Origin of the sequence: Superficieibacter electus (assembly GCF_002915575.1) — a bacterium.
Taxonomy (GTDB): Bacteria; Pseudomonadota; Gammaproteobacteria; order Enterobacterales; family Enterobacteriaceae; genus Superficieibacter; species Superficieibacter electus.
In genome coordinates this window covers 1-14,279 of the sequence record NZ_PQGD01000003.1, presented here as the reverse complement: position 1 = coordinate 14,279, position 14,279 = coordinate 1, and the positions used below count along the sequence as shown (strand labels likewise).

16 protein-coding genes are annotated in these 14,279 nt (G+C 49.1%); 15 read left to right on the top strand and 1 reads right to left on the bottom strand.

All coding sequences use genetic code 11. The features are described 5' to 3' along the window. The first annotated feature begins 39 nt into the window (after positions 1–39). From CHU32_RS03955 to CHU32_RS03905, 11 genes are all read left to right on the top strand, one after another. A complete protein-coding gene (locus CHU32_RS03955) occupies positions 40–1,629 on the top strand; it encodes a methyl-accepting chemotaxis protein (RefSeq protein WP_103674497.1) in 1,590 nt (529 codons plus the stop codon). Between the two features lie 62 nt (positions 1,630–1,691). Next, on the top strand, positions 1,692–2,618 hold the full coding sequence (gene glsB / locus CHU32_RS03950; RefSeq protein ID WP_103674754.1) for a glutaminase B: 927 nt from the start codon (positions 1,692–1,694) through the stop codon (positions 2,616–2,618). Next, a complete protein-coding gene (locus CHU32_RS03945; RefSeq protein WP_103674496.1) occupies positions 2,618–2,983 on the top strand; it encodes a DUF4186 domain-containing protein in 366 nt (121 codons plus the stop codon). Before glsB ends, CHU32_RS03945 begins: the two co-directional genes overlap by 1 nt. 180 nt (positions 2,984–3,163) lie before the next feature. Then, positions 3,164–4,156 (top strand): diguanylate cyclase, encoded by a 993-nt coding sequence (locus CHU32_RS03940; protein ID WP_103674495.1) that lies wholly within the window; start codon positions 3,164–3,166, stop codon positions 4,154–4,156. A 52-nt stretch (positions 4,157–4,208) separates the two neighbouring features. Then, positions 4,209–5,177 (top strand): sensor domain-containing diguanylate cyclase, encoded by a 969-nt coding sequence (locus CHU32_RS03935; protein ID WP_103674494.1) that lies wholly within the window; start codon positions 4,209–4,211, stop codon positions 5,175–5,177. Between the two features lie 82 nt (positions 5,178–5,259). After that, the gene (locus CHU32_RS03930) at positions 5,260–5,787 is read left to right on the top strand and encodes a GNAT family N-acetyltransferase (RefSeq protein WP_103674493.1); all 528 of its coding nucleotides are present in this window, start codon (positions 5,260–5,262) and stop codon (positions 5,785–5,787) included. Positions 5,788–5,904: 117 nt separating this feature from the next. Then, complete coding sequence (locus tag CHU32_RS03925) at positions 5,905–7,356, top strand: tagaturonate reductase (RefSeq protein WP_103674492.1); 1,452 nt, start codon at positions 5,905–5,907, stop codon at positions 7,354–7,356. A gap of 235 nt (positions 7,357–7,591) precedes the next feature. Next, positions 7,592–8,506, top strand: a complete 915-nt coding sequence (locus CHU32_RS03920; RefSeq protein ID WP_103674491.1) for a bestrophin family protein — start codon at positions 7,592–7,594, stop codon at positions 8,504–8,506. Between the two features lie 17 nt (positions 8,507–8,523). After that, positions 8,524–8,751 (top strand): DUF1272 domain-containing protein, encoded by a 228-nt coding sequence (locus CHU32_RS03915; protein WP_103674490.1) that lies wholly within the window; start codon positions 8,524–8,526, stop codon positions 8,749–8,751. Next, positions 8,748–9,200 (top strand): NUDIX hydrolase, encoded by a 453-nt coding sequence (locus CHU32_RS03910; RefSeq protein ID WP_103674489.1) that lies wholly within the window; start codon positions 8,748–8,750, stop codon positions 9,198–9,200. Before CHU32_RS03915 ends, CHU32_RS03910 begins: the two co-directional genes overlap by 4 nt. A gap of 108 nt (positions 9,201–9,308) precedes the next feature. Beyond that, positions 9,309–10,016 carry a phage antirepressor KilAC domain-containing protein gene (locus CHU32_RS03905; RefSeq protein WP_103674488.1) on the top strand — a complete coding sequence of 236 codons (708 nt, stop codon included), beginning with the start codon at positions 9,309–9,311 and terminating at the stop codon, positions 10,014–10,016. Between the two features lies 1 nt (position 10,017). Here the strand turns inward: CHU32_RS03905 and CHU32_RS03900 are convergent, their stop codons facing one another. Continuing rightward, positions 10,018–10,923 (bottom strand): LysR family transcriptional regulator, encoded by a 906-nt coding sequence (locus tag CHU32_RS03900; RefSeq protein WP_103674487.1) that lies wholly within the window; start codon positions 10,921–10,923, stop codon positions 10,018–10,020. Positions 10,924–11,026: 103 nt separating this feature from the next. Between CHU32_RS03900 and CHU32_RS03895 the strand changes: the two genes are divergently transcribed. From CHU32_RS03895 to CHU32_RS03880, 4 genes are all read left to right on the top strand, one after another. Then, positions 11,027–11,887 (top strand): aldo/keto reductase family oxidoreductase, encoded by an 861-nt coding sequence (locus CHU32_RS03895; RefSeq protein ID WP_103674486.1) that lies wholly within the window; start codon positions 11,027–11,029, stop codon positions 11,885–11,887. Between the two features lie 515 nt (positions 11,888–12,402). Then, positions 12,403–12,639 (top strand): DUF2171 domain-containing protein, encoded by a 237-nt coding sequence (locus CHU32_RS03890; protein ID WP_103674485.1) that lies wholly within the window; start codon positions 12,403–12,405, stop codon positions 12,637–12,639. A 141-nt stretch (positions 12,640–12,780) separates the two neighbouring features. Continuing rightward, positions 12,781–13,434, top strand: coding sequence for a YrbL family protein (locus CHU32_RS03885; protein ID WP_245880179.1), 654 nt, complete (start codon positions 12,781–12,783; stop codon positions 13,432–13,434). A gap of 123 nt (positions 13,435–13,557) precedes the next feature. Next, complete coding sequence (locus CHU32_RS03880) at positions 13,558–14,064, top strand: GNAT family N-acetyltransferase (protein ID WP_176691611.1); 507 nt, start codon at positions 13,558–13,560, stop codon at positions 14,062–14,064. Positions 14,065–14,279 lie beyond the last annotated feature (215 nt).

Here is a 14,279-nt window from a genome sequence, read left to right as displayed (position 1 = left end):
CCTACACTCGCGCCTAACGTGTTGATATAGATGAAAATGATGAACTTAACTCAAATTTTTCGCCGCTTTATGCAGCGTATTACTCCCCGTCAGTTTGGCCTGCTGGCGGGAATTCTTTGTATTATCGGCCTTTTCTCCGCGCTACAAATTTCCTCCTCATTGTTGCTGTCGCATTCGCTACACAATGCGCGGCAGAATGAACAACGTAACCAGCAGACGCATCTTCAGCAATTAAAAGTCGATGAAGCCCGCGTGGCGTTGCTGACGGCCAGTGACTTATTCAACCGGGCTGGTGTCTGGTTTATGCAGGATCGTGATACGGGTTCAGTGGGGAGCTGGAACGGCTTACTGGACGATGCACAGGCGGCGCTGGTGCATTCACAAAAGGCGTGGCAAGCGTGGCGTGCCCTGAATCCGCCAGAGGATGAGGCGCTTATTTCCAGCTACCAACTGTTTTATGGCGCGATTAAAGAGCAGGCGGATGCCCTGGCGAAGACCCAGTCGATTGATGCCTTCTTTGCCGTGCCGGTTCAGGCTTTTCAAAGCGATTTTAATGACAACTATGCCCGCTTTCAGCAGGCCAGTGAACAGCGCGCCGGAGAAGGGCGGCAAACACTGATGAACAGCCTCGCTTCGCTGCAAACCCTCTTCTTACTTGCGCCAGCTTTACTGTTAGTGATTGCCGTGGCGGTCTGGCTGGGAATGTCACGCTGGGTCATTATCCCCCTGCGCAGGCTTATTAGTCATATCAATCGTCTGGCCGCGGGAGATCTTTCTGCGCCCCTGCCGCCAGTGCGTCGTTTTAACCGGGAAATTGACCAGCTCAGTTTGAGTATTGGCGAAATGCAAACGGGACTTCAGCAGCTGGTGATGCAGGTTAATGAGGCAACCACGTCAATGGTAAGTCATATTCATCACCTGGCTGAGGGGAATCAGACCCTGTATCAACACGCTGTTAAACAGACGCGTGAGCTGGATGAGGTAACCACCCATATCGCCACGCTTGAATCACACGTTGAAGGCAGTACCGGTTACGCGCAGCAGGCCAGCCAACGAGCAGACGAGGCGCGTCAGGTCGTGTCTGGCGGTGACAGGATGATGGAGACGGTTAATCAGTCAATGCGGGAGATTGTCGACCGCTCAGCGGAAATGCGCGGCATCGTGACACTGATTGATAATGTCGCCTTTCAAACCAATATTCTGGCGCTAAATGCCGCGATTGAGGCCGCACATGCTGGTGAGCAGGGCCGTGGCTTTGCCGTGGTGGCAAAAGAAGTCGGGCTACTGGCGCGTAAAAGTAGTCACTCAACCCAGACTATTCAGCAACTGATTAATCATTCACTTCAGGGGATCGAAGATGGCTCAAAAGCAGTCACCCGGCTGGAAGATAATCTTCAACAGGTAACCGGGCTGGTAGGAAAACTTAGCAGCTTATTAACGGATATCTCTGATGCGACGTTAAGTCAGGGTGAAAGCATTCACCAGATGACTCGTCAGTTGCATGCGCTAAACCTGGTCGCCCGACAAACAGGCGATCTGGTCACCCATGCGTCCCGCGCCTCTCAACAGCTACAGGATGACTCACAACAGCTTACGCTGGCGGTAACGCGTTTTCGGCTTCCTGCCTGACGTCTGTTATTCAGCTCTGTTATACTCGCAGGCCGAAAATGGCCTGCGACAAGGAGCAACAGGTGGCGAAGGTCATCACAACGCATTTACTGGAATCGATTCTGGCAGAGGTAAAACCCTTAATTGGGCAGGGTCGTGTTGCGGATTATATTCCGGCACTGGCTGCGGTCAGCCCGTATAAGCTGGGAATTGCTATCAGCACCGTCGAAGGGCAACACTTTTGCGCCGGGGATGCCAGTGAACGGTTTTCTATCCAGTCGATTTCCAAAGTGCTCAGTCTGATTGTGGCGATGAATCATTATCCGGAGGATGAAATCTGGCAGCGTGTCGGTAAAGATCCCTCCGGACAGCCATTTAACTCTCTGGTGCAACTGGAACTTGAGCAGGGTAAACCGCGTAATCCGTTTATCAATGCCGGGGCGCTGGTAGTATGCGATATGCTGCAAAGTCGCCTGAGCGCGCCACGACAGCGGATGCTGGAGATTGTCCGCCAGCTCAGCGGCGCGAAAGATATTGGCTATGATAGCGTCGTCGCTCGCTCTGAATTTGAACATTCGGCCCGCAATGCGGCCATTGCCTGGCTGATGAAATCTTTTGGTAACTTTAACAATGACGTCTCTGTCGTATTGCAAAACTATTTCCATTACTGCGCTCTGCAAATGAGCTGTGTCGAACTGGCACGAACTTTTTTGTTTCTGGCCGACAAGGGAAAAGCCCGACACCTGAGCGAGCCTGTAATTACGCCGCTACAATCGCGGCAGGTCAATGCATTAATGGCTACCAGCGGGATGTATCAGAGTTCCGGCGAATTTGCCTGGCGCGTCGGGTTACCGGCGAAATCGGGCGTTGGCGGTGGTATTGTCGCGATTGTGCCGCATGAGATGGCGATTGCGGTCTGGAGTCCGGAGCTGGATAGCACCGGTAATTCCGTTGCAGGCGTGGCAGCGCTGGAAAGGCTGACGCAGCAACCCGGACACTCGGTATTTTAATGGATCGTTTCGATACGCTTTTCGCGCGGCTGGCGCGTTCAACATTTCGCTCCCGCTTTCGTCTGGGCCTGAAAGAACGGCAGTATTGTCTGGACAAAGGCGCAGAAACCGTCAGTCAACATGCGGCAGACTTTGTGGCTCGCCGTCTGGCTCCCGCTGAACCGCAGAATGACGGTAAGCAAACGCCAATGCGGGGGCACCCGGTGTTTATTGCTCAACATGCGACGGCCACCTGCTGTCGCGGATGTCTCGAAAAATGGCATCACATTCCCCGCCACCAGGCCCTTTCTGAAGAGCAACAGTCTTATATTGTTGAGGTCATTTTTCGCTGGTTAGTGGTGCAGATGAATCCGCCTCGTCAGTAGTAATAAATGCTATTGTTTAAAAGAGGTTAGTCAGACGCTAAGAATTATCTAAATCACTTGATACCGGCTTTTATCGTCAATAAGATAAGTCTGCATACGCAGCGGAAAAATCGTGTCATGAACGAATCTGACAAGCTAATAAAGAATGAGCGGGTTACCGGAGCCAGATTTGTCAGACGCATGTATCTGATGCGTACGCTTGGCACGCTCCTGTGTTTCTTTCCAATCCTTTCTGTTTTGATAGAACTTCATCGTCCTTTCTGGCTATTTATTCTTCTGGCTATCAATGCTTTTATCTGGCCGGTTGTGGCGTATCTGCGGGCTAAAAATGCCGCTTTGCCGCTGGAGAAAGAACATCATAATCTGGTTTTTGACGCGGCTGCAGGTGGGTTCTGGATTGCGGTGATGGCGGTAAGTCTGCTGCCATCGGTAGTCATTGCCACCATTTTAATGTCGGACCGCGTTTCAGCGGGTGGCTTTCCCTTGTTACGCAAGGGCGTGGCGGTGATGCTCGGTGCATTCGCCATTACGTGGGTAGCACTGGGACTGCCTTTTGTTCCGGCCGTATCGCCAAAAACGCTTTATGCAACGTTACCGCTTATCGCTATATATGTTTTTGCACTCAGCGTACTCACAAATTCTATCGCACGTAAATTACGGCAAAACAGCCGCGAACTGGAGCGGATTGCGATGATGGACCCGCTACTGGATATTGCTAACCGGCGACTCCTCGAACAACGCATTGAATTTGAACTCATCAAGCTGCGGCATAATTCCCACAGTTCGGTGTTGATGTTTATTGATATCGACAATTTCAAAGAGGTTAACGATCGCTTTGGACATGAAGTCGGTGACTCTCTTCTGGTGACAGTGTCACAAATCCTGCATGTTGCAACGCGCAAAACGGACACTCCGGCCCGATTAGGGGGAGATGAGTTTGTGATCCTGCTTCCTGACACTCCAGACGAGGAGGCCCGGCACATTGCCAGACGGATTATGGAAGCGGTGTCAGTTATGACCGTATTGCCTGACAATTCTCTTTCTTTAACACTCAGTATTGGTATCGCGCAGGCAACCAAAGAAATGTTGTCCTCAACTGACTGGCTGAAAGCAGCCGACGACGCCCTGTATCAGGCTAAACGTGAAGGGAAAAATCGTATCTATGCACACTGATGAATTCGCAACCCTGGCATAGAATGAAGTATCAATGATAAAAGGAGATGCAATGAAGAGTCCGGCCATACCTGTGAACGAACCGCAACGCCTTGCCTCATTACATGAGTCAGGTATCCTTGAATCCGGCGATCCGCAGCGCTTTGACCGTTTGACCCGTCTTGCAAAGCGGTTGTTTGACATCCCTGTAGCGCTGGTTACGCTGGTGGATGAAGACGTCCTGATATTCAAATCTCATGACGGCATTGATATCACGACATTACCCCGCAACATCTCATTTTGCGGCCATGCTATCTTCAGTGAGTCGCCGCTGGTGGTTACCGACGCCACCCAGGACGAACGCTTTGCCGATAATCCACTGGTAGAAGGGGACGCGCACGTTCGCTTTTATGCAGGCTATCCACTGCGGTTGCCTGATGGCGCTATAGCGGGGGCGTTCTGTCTGGTAGACCGGCAACCCCGATCTTTCAGTCACAGCGATCTTGATATGCTAAAAGATCTGGCCGCAATTGTTGAAGGGGAATTTGCGGCCATCAATGCCGCTACGACAGATGAACTGACCGGGCTGTTTAATCGCCGTGGTTTTAATAGCCTGGCGAACTATGCCATTCGCTCCGCCGCACGTCGCGCCGTTCCCCTGACGTTAGGCTGGCTTGATCTTGATGGGTTTAAAAAAATTAACGATCGTTTTGGCCATGCAGAAGGTGACGTTGCGCTGAAAACAATGGCGATGCTTCTGAAAAACTCCTTTCGTGATACGGATTTGACAGTTCGCTACAGTGGCGATGAGTTTGCCATTCTGTTCTCTGATACTGACGAGAACGGCGCATGGATTGCCATGCAACATCTGGTCGAAGAAGCAGAAGCGTTCAACCTGACTTCCGGGAAACCCTGGAAGCTGGCGTTTTCATGGGGCGTGACTGAATTTAATCAGGATGGTTCAACGCTACAGGAATGGCTGAACACGGCGGATCAAAAGATGTATACCATGAAAAATAAAGAGGAGAGTAAGGGCCGGTAACATTGGCAAATCCTATGGTATAACCACTTGTGTAATTGATTTGTTAAAATGATAGTGATGTGGTCATCTTTAAGGAGCAATCATGGCTACATCCATTACCATCCGCACATTTTCTTCTGCCGATATTTTGCATCATCTTGATGCGCTCACCGATATTCTTGAAAACTGTATTCGTTGCGGTGCTTCAGTAAGCTTTATGCTTCCCTGTGAGCCGAATAATCTGCGCGCCTGGTGGCGAACGGTTGCACAAAGTGTTGAGGCAAAAGAGCGATTTTTACTGGCTGCACTGAATACGGATCAGCAGCTCGTCGGCACCGTTCAGCTCATTGTTTCCCAACCCGAGAACCAGCCCCATCGCGCTGATGTGGCAAAATTGCTCGTTCATGAGCGGGCACGACGTCGCGGTGTGGCTGCCCAGTTGATGGCGGCCCTCGAAACGCTGGCGAGTGAACAGCATAAGACGCTGCTCGTACTGGATACTGCCACTGGCAGCGGCGCGGAAACCTTCTATCAGCAGTCAGGCTGGCATAAGGCAGGCGTGATCCCGGATTACGCTCTGATGCCGGAAGGCGGTTTAACGTCAACCACAGTGTTTTATAAGCGGCTGTAACTTTTTATTACTATAGCGCCACGATTTGATCAAAACGGGGTTTTATTGGTTTAAAAGTCTGTTAAGTTATCGTACCAATTCTGCTGAGTTGTATGATTAATCAAAAAGGACCCTATTGTGAAAACGCTGAATCGTCGTGATTTCCCTGGTGCGAACTATCCTGAACGTATCATTCAGTTTGGTGAAGGTAACTTTCTGCGTGCTTTTATTGACTGGCAGATCGATCTGCTGAATGAAAACACCGATCTGAATGCGGGTGTCGTGATTGTGCGCCCTATTCAAAGTGATTTTCCGCCATCGCTGAGCACTCAGGATGGTCTGTATACCACCATTATCCGTGGTCTCAACGAGCACGGGGAGGCGGTAAGTGATGCGCGTCTTATCCGCTCGGTCAATCGCGAAATCAGCGTTTATGCGCAATATGATGAATTTCTGGCGCTGGCGCATAACCCGGACATGCGCTTCGTATTTTCGAATACCACAGAAGCCGGTATCAGCTATCATGCGGGCGACAAATTCGAGGACGCGCCCGCGGTCAGCTATCCGGCAAAACTGACCCGTCTGCTGTTCGAACGTTATAGCCATTTCAATGGCGCGGCGGATAAAGGCTGGGTCATCATTCCTTGCGAACTTATTGATTATAATGGCGATGCGTTGCAGGCGCTGGTTCTGCGCTATGCCCAGGAATGGGCGCTGCCGGCTGAATTTATTACCTGGCTTAACGATGCGAATACCTTCTGTTCCACGCTGGTAGACCGTATCGTTACCGGATATCCGCGTGATGAAGCGACGCAGTTAGAAACCGAGCTAGGCTATAAAGACGGTTTCCTTGATACTGCAGAACATTTTTATCTGTTTGTGATCCAGGGACCTAAATCACTGGCCACGGAGCTGCGGCTTGATAAATACCCGCTCAACGTGCTTATCGTTGATGATATTAAGCCCTATAAAGAGCGGAAAGTAGCCATCCTTAATGGGGCGCATACGGCACTGGTTCCCGTTGCCTGGCAGGCGGGGCTGGATACGGTCGGAGAGGCAATGAACGATGGCGAAATTTGTGCCTTTGTAGAGAAAGCCATTTATGAAGAAATCATCCCGGTTCTTGATTTGCCGCGCGATGAACTGGAATCTTTTGCCAGTGCGGTCACCGGGCGTTTTCGTAACCCTTACATCAAGCATCAGTTGCTGTCGATCGCCCTTAATGGCATGACCAAATATCGCACGCGTATTCTGCCGCAGTTGCTGGCAGGGCAGGCGCTTTCGGGTAAATTACCGGCCCGCCTGACATTTGCCCTGGCGGCTCTGATTGCGTTTTATCGTGCTGAACGCAACGGTGAAGCCTATCCTGTGCAGGATGACGCGCACTGGCTGACATCTTATCAGCAACTGTGGGCCAAACATCGCGATCAGCAGATCACCACCGGCGAACTGGTTAAAGCAGTGCTTAGTGTAAGCGAGCACTGGGAGCAGGATTTAACTCAGGTTCCCGGTCTGGTCGAGCAGGTGACGACGGATTTAGAAAACATCCTGACTAAAGGCATGCGCGAAGCCGTCAAACCGCTGTGCTAAAAGAGAGACCCGGTATTTTGCCGGGTTTATCATCGCTTTAATTAGTTACAACATACATTATTCCTTTTAATACACAACAAAAATTACCACTCTACCAAATCAACTTATTTCAACAGGAACAAAGCCGGGCTACTCGCCAATAAAATTTCTGCCCACCGATAAAAATAGGTGGCTTTTACGGCGACTTTTCGTTTCACTTAACGCCGACACTATTATTCACCTGCATATTTATAAAATGATTATTAGACCGCAACAACACTGGCTGGCGCTTATCTTTGTCTGGCACGGCTCAGTGCTTTCAAAAGTAATATCCCGGCTGCTGCTTAACTTTCTGCTTTCGATTGCTGTCATCCTGATGCTTCCGTGGTATAGCACGCTTGGTATCAAGCTAACGGTGGCACCGTTTAGCATCCTTGGTGTGGCAATTGCTATCTTTTTGGGTTTTCGTAATAACGCCTGTTATTCCCGGTTTGTTGAAGCACGACAACTATGGGGCCAACTGATGATCGCTGCGCGTTCATTGTTCAGAGAAGTTAAAAACACCTTACCAGACGATCCACGGCTCGGTGAGTTTGTCTGCCTGCAAATCGCATTTGCGCATTCATTACGAATGACGTTACGCCGTTTACCGCAGGAAAAAAAACTAAGTGTATTACTTCCGGCAGAACATCTTCAGCAGGTGCTTAGCGCTCATTCTCCGGCGAACCGTATTCTGTTGCTGATGGGGGAGTGGCTGGCCACACGCCGACGTAGCGGCACGCTTTCAGATATTCTTTTTCACAGCCTGAATAACCGTCTTAATGATATGTCTGCTGTACAGGCGGGCTGCGAACGCATCGCTAATACGCCGATTCCTTTCGCCTACACGTTAATTTTGCACCGTACCGTGTATATCTTTTGTATTTTGCTGCCTTTTGCCCTGGTCGTCGATCTGCACTATATGACGCCATTCATTTCAGTGCTGATTTCGTATACTTTTATTTCTCTCGACGCGCTGGCAGAAGAACTTGAAGATCCCTTTGGTCTTGAAAATAACGATCTTCCACTGGATGCCATATGCAACGCGATGGAAATTGATTTACGGCAAATGAACGACGAAACCGACGTCCCGGAAAAACGCCTCCCGGATAAAAATTATCAGCTCACCTGAGAATAGATGAGGTTACGATGCTTGAGCTAAGACCTAACTGCGAACACTGCGATAAAGATTTGCCGCCAGATTCCGCTGAGGCAGTGATTTGCTCCTTTGAATGTACATTCTGTATTCAGTGTGCAGAACACGATCTTCAGCATCAATGTCCAAACTGCCAGGGTGAGTTAGTGAGAAGACCTGTTCGCCCGGCAGCCAAATTACTGAAATTCCCCGCCTCTACATTGCGGGTTACGCGATCATGAGAGAGCGGCCTTCAGCCAGATTATTTATCATTGATACCGCCAGGCGAGTACTGCTTTTTCGTTTCACTCATACAACGGATGCCCTCAGGGGTCGTTGCTATTGGGCGACTCCTGGCGGGGCAGTGGAAGAGGGGGAAACCTTTCAACAGGCTGCAATAAGGGAACTTTACGAAGAAACCGGGATTATCGCTCATGATCCTGGCAACGTTATCGCACAACGTTCCTTTGCAATGCTATTACCCAGCGGCGAAGAAGTACTGGCCATTGAGAAATTTTTTATCATCAGCATAACGGACCACACGTTAAACTCAGAGCGCTGGACCGAAAATGAAAAACAGGTAATAACCCACTTCAAGTGGTGGGATCGCAAGGCGCTGCGTACCACGACGGAGACCATTTTCCCGCAGGACATTCTGTCCATTTTGCAACAAGGGCTGAAAGAGACATAAAGTCACTAAAGTCAAACCGCTCAAAAAAAGAACTGGATATTTAACCAGTACATTGTATACTATTTCAACTACCCGCATGGGTGTTGTGAGTAACTGAGTGGTGAACCTATGATGATTACGTTTGATAGCCAACGGACCCTTGATCAGTCTGCCATGATGAGTAGCCGCGAGATTGCTACCCTGACTGGCATAACTCATGGCGAAGTGAAACGTATTATTAATGGTCTGGAGACTGCGCAACGCTTTACCCAGCCCGTTACGGTAAGTCTTTATGAGCGTGAAGGCGAAACCTATCAGGAATTTTTCCTCAACAAACGCGATTCACTGCTCGCTGTTGCGCGGTTGTCCCCGGGGTTTACCGCCGCCGCGCTTGACCGCTGGCAGGAACGCGAAAAACGCGACAATCTGCCGGACTTTACTAATCCCGCAACCGCGGCGCGTGCGTGGGCAGAGCAGTATGAACAGCGCCAGATTGCAGAACAGCGTTTGGCCCTTTCAGCACCAAAAGCTGAATTTTTCGATCGCTATGTACAGGTTGAAGACTCGCTGGGTTTCCGTCAACTCTGTAAAATGCTCAGGGCGAAGGAACCCGAATTCCGCCAGTTTTTACTGGAGCGCAATATTATGTATCGTGTGAGCGGCGTGCTGACGCCTCACCACCACCACTTACAGGCGGGCTACTTCACGCTTCGCTCAGGGGTAGGTGAGAATCAGCATACTTTTTCACAGGCACGTTTTACCGCGAAAGGGGTGAAGTGGGTTGCCAGTTTATGGGCAGGCTACCTGGCGACGCAATCCAGAAGTGCAGCAGCATAATTTATTGCGCCGGAATCTCTCTGATGTAATCGATAAATGCCCGCAATGATGCGGGCACAAAACGCCTGCCCGAGTAATATAAAAAAGGACCTGAAAACGACGGCCACCAGTCTTTTAACACTGGTACCAGTTCGCCACTGTCAAACCACGGTTGTAACCACTCTTCAAACAAATAAACCAGACCGCAGCCAGAAACTGCTGCCGCCACGCCCAAATCAACGGCTCCGCCAATACGAACGATAAGTGGTCCACTGGCATCAATACGCAAACAGACTCCCTCTTTTTCAAATTCCCAAACTGCCAGATTTCCGCCAGGGAACCGCCCGCGAATACAGGCGTGCTGCATGAGTTCATGCGGATGCAGTGGATAGCCTTTCTGCCGCAGATACTCAGGGGAGGCCGCCAGTGCGGCCCGTTGTACACGTGCACCAATGGGTACGGCGATCATATCCTGCTCCAGACGCTCATCATAACGAATGCCCGCGTCGCAGCCTGCAGCAAATATATCGACAAAACTCTCCTCGGTCACAATTTCAAGTTGAACGTCAGGGTAGGCCGCAAGAAATCCAGGGATCACCTCTGGAAGCACCAGTCGCGCCGCACTCCCAGGAACATTCAATTTTAGCGTGCCGACAGGCTTATCACGAAACTGGTTTACCGAATCCAGCGCCGCCTCAACTTCACTTAACGCAGGCAGCAGACGAGACAGCAGCGCCTGACCTGCCTCGGTTGGTACTACACTTCGCGTCGTGCGATGTAATAATCTGACGCCGGTTTTTAGTTCAAGCCGCCGTATGGCTTCGCTGTAGCCAGAGGCACTGGCTCCGCTTTCTTTTGCACCACTTCGAAATCCGCCTGTACGGGCAACGGCAATAAATGCTTTTAAATCGTTTAGATCGCTTTTCATAATTGTTCGCTTTTTCGTACACCCTATGCGGATTGTGCCGTATTATCAGCAAAGGAATAAGCGATTATTGTGTTATTTCACTTTGCATAAAGGAGCAACTGTCATGCAGGCTAAACGTGATAATAGTTTCAAACTTGGCGATCGTCAGGTAAACCGCATTGGTTACGGCGCTATGCAACTGGCAGGCCCGGGGGTTTATGGCCCTCCTGAAAATATGGAGGCCGCGCGGGAAGTTTTGCGTGCGGCACTGGCCGCTGGCGTGAACCATATCGATACCAGTGATTTTTATGGTCCGCACGTCACAAACAAGCTTATCCGGGAGACCTTATCGCCTTATCCTGACGATTTAGTCATCGTGACAAAAATTGGTGCGCGTCGGGATGAGAAGGCCAACTGGCTACCGGCTTTTTCTGCACAAGAACTGCGTCAGGCAGTTGAAGATAACCTCACCAACCTGGGACTCCAGCAGCTTGATGTTGTCAATCTGCGACTCATGTTTGGCACCCATCAGCCTGAGGAGGGTTCGCTTGAAGCGCCTTTAAGCATCCTCGCTGAACTTCAACAGCAGGGGCTGGTACGTCATATAGGTCTGAGCAACGTAACGATGACGCAAATTGAGGAAGCGAAGAAAATTTGCAACATCGTGTGCGTACAGAATCATTACAATCTGGTGCATCGTCATGACGATGAGATGATTGATACGCTGGCAGCCGAGGGTATCGCTTACGTACCATTTTTCCCGCTGGGTGGCTTTACGCCCATTCAGTCATCAAAACTTAATGATCTTGCGTCACGCCACAAGGTTACGCCGATGCAACTGGCGCTGGCATTTTTGTTACAACGTTCTGACAATATTTTGCTCATCCCCGGAACAAGCTCCGTCACGCACCTTCGCGAAAACCTGGCGGCAGGAGAATTAACGCTTTCTGAGGAACTTATTGAAGAGCTTAATTCTCTGGATTAGGTTTAATGTTAAGAGCGGGGGATTTGCTCCCGCTCCTGACGTCACGTTGTCGCTGCAATACTATTTATCCCTCTGAAGGTGAGTTTAATTGCTTATTTCTCCAGGTAGGCATTTTCATTACCGATAACGATTTCTCAGGACCACAAACTAATATTCAACGGTAAACAGACCAGGAGTTAATTAATTGCCTGAGGCGTAAGAATATTGGTAATAATAATCACTTTATTAATCCTGATGATAAAGGGAAGGCAGCTTGATGTCAGGACTGGCGCGGCTTATACAGCGATCGCGCTTAATTAAATCAACGTCAGAAGGAAAGGGGGTTATAATTTGGTTATGCAAAAAAAATTTAAAAATGCAGCATAACGTCGCAACTACCCAAGTCTGTTTATGATACCGCTTAAATTCGCGGCATCACCATAATTTGTTTCAAAATGCTAACGTACCATGCAGGTTTTTATTTATGGTCTATGCTTTACAGGGTTACATAAACATCAACCAACAAAAGGTATTTTATGATTAATAAAAGCGAAATTAAAGACCATACTCAGGTAGTAGCGAGCTGCGGTACTCACGTTGGTGTTGTTGATCACCTCGATGACCAGGATCGAATCAAGCTTGCTAAAAGCGATCCGGAAGCGGGCGGTAAGCACCATTTCATCCCGCTGGCCTGGGTGGATAAAGTAGAAGATAACAAGGTTATCCTTAACAAAAATAGCAAAGAAGTCTTTGCTGGCTGGCAAGAAGCTTAAATTTCTACTAAGCCCCTTATGGGGCTTTTCATTTTAAGTCATAAAGAACTTTAAATCAGAAATGCGCCTTTTAATCTGACTATTTTTAATACTGTTGAATGGCTTGTTTATTGATTGTTAATGATCGTGCATGCATATTATGTGTTTGATAAACAACGACCTGTACGCCACCCTGGCATGGTCGTTAATAATTGCCTGCGAAAGAGTCAAAAAACCACTATGAAGCAACAGATTGTGTTGACCGATGATGACTTACTGGCCAGAGGTAATGATCGTTATGTCTTCCAGCATCCGCATGATAGCAGGCTACTGATTAAGACCGTTATTCCCGGGATTGCCAAGTTCAACAGTAAACTGCGTGAAGTTTACCGGGATTTGAAGGAATGCAAGCCGCGTAATGAGACTGATTCTCTTTTTATGCAGAAAATAGAAGGGTTGGTGGAGACCAATAAAGGCCCCGGGCAAGTCATCGTCAAAGAGCAGGACGAGCAGGGCGGCATCGCTAAAACGCTCTACCAGCTGGCCCAGGATAACGAGCTTGATTCGCTTAAGTTGCAAAAATTAAACGTATTCCTGGCCTGGTTCGTCGGCACTGATGTGATTATCAATTCTCTGCATTGTAAAAACATCGTTTATGCGTGGGACAGTGCCCGACATGAATATCGTTTCAAAGTCATTGATGGCTTTGGCGATAAAACATTTTTCCAGTTGAGCAAATTATCAACAGCCATTCGTGATAAAAACAAAATCAAATGCCTCAGGCGTATGCTCAGGGATCTTAATCGCCTTCAATAGTTATATCGTATCTGTCCCGACATGAGAACCATGTCGGGCTTTGCACAGAATGTGGTAGTACAATTTCCCTGCAACCCGCGGTGCGATACACTAAGACATTGTATCTTGCCGAGCCGGAAAACAATGCCGACCATTTTCACGGACCGATTAATCTTACGACCTCAAACTATCGCTGATTTTGCTGCATGGTATCCATTATATGCCGATCCCGTCCTGATGAACGGTTCTGGTTTTACTCCGGAAGAAGGCTGGAATCGACTGTTGCGCAATATAGGCCACTGGACAGTATTCGGTTACAGCATCTTTACCATCCGACAGAAATCAAATGGCGCGTTGCTTGGTGAAACAGGCCTGGCACATTTCCACCGGGGAATTGATGAGGATGCCGACAACTGTGCTGAAGCCTCATGGGTCATATCACAGTCAGCACAACATAAAGGCATCGCAAAAGAAGCCGCGCTGGCGGTACATCAATGGTATGTCAGCACATTTCTTCCATCGAAAACGATTTGCCTTATTGCTAAAGACAACACAGCGTCGCGTAAAGTGGCGGAGCACATCGGCTATCGAATTTCTGCTGAGTGTCTGTATAAAGGAGCCGAATGCCTCAAGCTTGAATGCAGATGGTAATGAGCGCAGGCAAGCAATGCAGTTGAATACAGTAAAATATAGCCTCCTTAACATTTGTCAAGGCTCAATTGAAATGTCCGTTATCCAGCTCAATTAAAATGACCACTTTGATCTCTCATTCTCTTTACTGATAGACTTGGCTTTGTTGAATAAATCAGATTTCGGGTAAGTCTCCCCCGTAGCGGGTTGTGTTTTCAGGCAATACGCACGCTTTC

Excerpts from the sequence above, each read along its gene's own strand:
- CHU32_RS03955 (WP_103674497.1), top strand. The coding sequence starts at position 40 with ATGAACTTAACTCAAATTTTTCGCCGCTTTATGCAGCGTATTACTCCC.
- CHU32_RS03945 (WP_103674496.1), top strand. The coding sequence starts at position 2,618 with ATGGATCGTTTCGATACGCTTTTCGCGCGGCTGGCGCGTTCAACATTT.
- CHU32_RS03940 (WP_103674495.1), top strand. The coding sequence starts at position 3,164 with ATGTATCTGATGCGTACGCTTGGCACGCTCCTGTGTTTCTTTCCAATC.
- CHU32_RS03935 (WP_103674494.1), top strand. The coding sequence starts at position 4,209 with ATGAAGAGTCCGGCCATACCTGTGAACGAACCGCAACGCCTTGCCTCA.
- CHU32_RS03930 (WP_103674493.1), top strand. The coding sequence starts at position 5,260 with ATGGCTACATCCATTACCATCCGCACATTTTCTTCTGCCGATATTTTG.
- CHU32_RS03920 (WP_103674491.1), top strand. The coding sequence starts at position 7,592 with ATGATTATTAGACCGCAACAACACTGGCTGGCGCTTATCTTTGTCTGG.
- CHU32_RS03915 (WP_103674490.1), top strand. The coding sequence starts at position 8,524 with ATGCTTGAGCTAAGACCTAACTGCGAACACTGCGATAAAGATTTGCCG.
- CHU32_RS03910 (WP_103674489.1), top strand. The coding sequence starts at position 8,748 with ATGAGAGAGCGGCCTTCAGCCAGATTATTTATCATTGATACCGCCAGG.
- CHU32_RS03905 (WP_103674488.1), top strand. The coding sequence starts at position 9,309 with ATGATGATTACGTTTGATAGCCAACGGACCCTTGATCAGTCTGCCATG.
- CHU32_RS03900 (WP_103674487.1), bottom strand. The coding sequence starts at position 10,923 with ATGAAAAGCGATCTAAACGATTTAAAAGCATTTATTGCCGTTGCCCGT.
- CHU32_RS03895 (WP_103674486.1), top strand. The coding sequence starts at position 11,027 with ATGCAGGCTAAACGTGATAATAGTTTCAAACTTGGCGATCGTCAGGTA.
- CHU32_RS03890 (WP_103674485.1), top strand. The coding sequence starts at position 12,403 with ATGATTAATAAAAGCGAAATTAAAGACCATACTCAGGTAGTAGCGAGC.
- CHU32_RS03880 (WP_176691611.1), top strand. The coding sequence starts at position 13,558 with ATGCCGACCATTTTCACGGACCGATTAATCTTACGACCTCAAACTATC.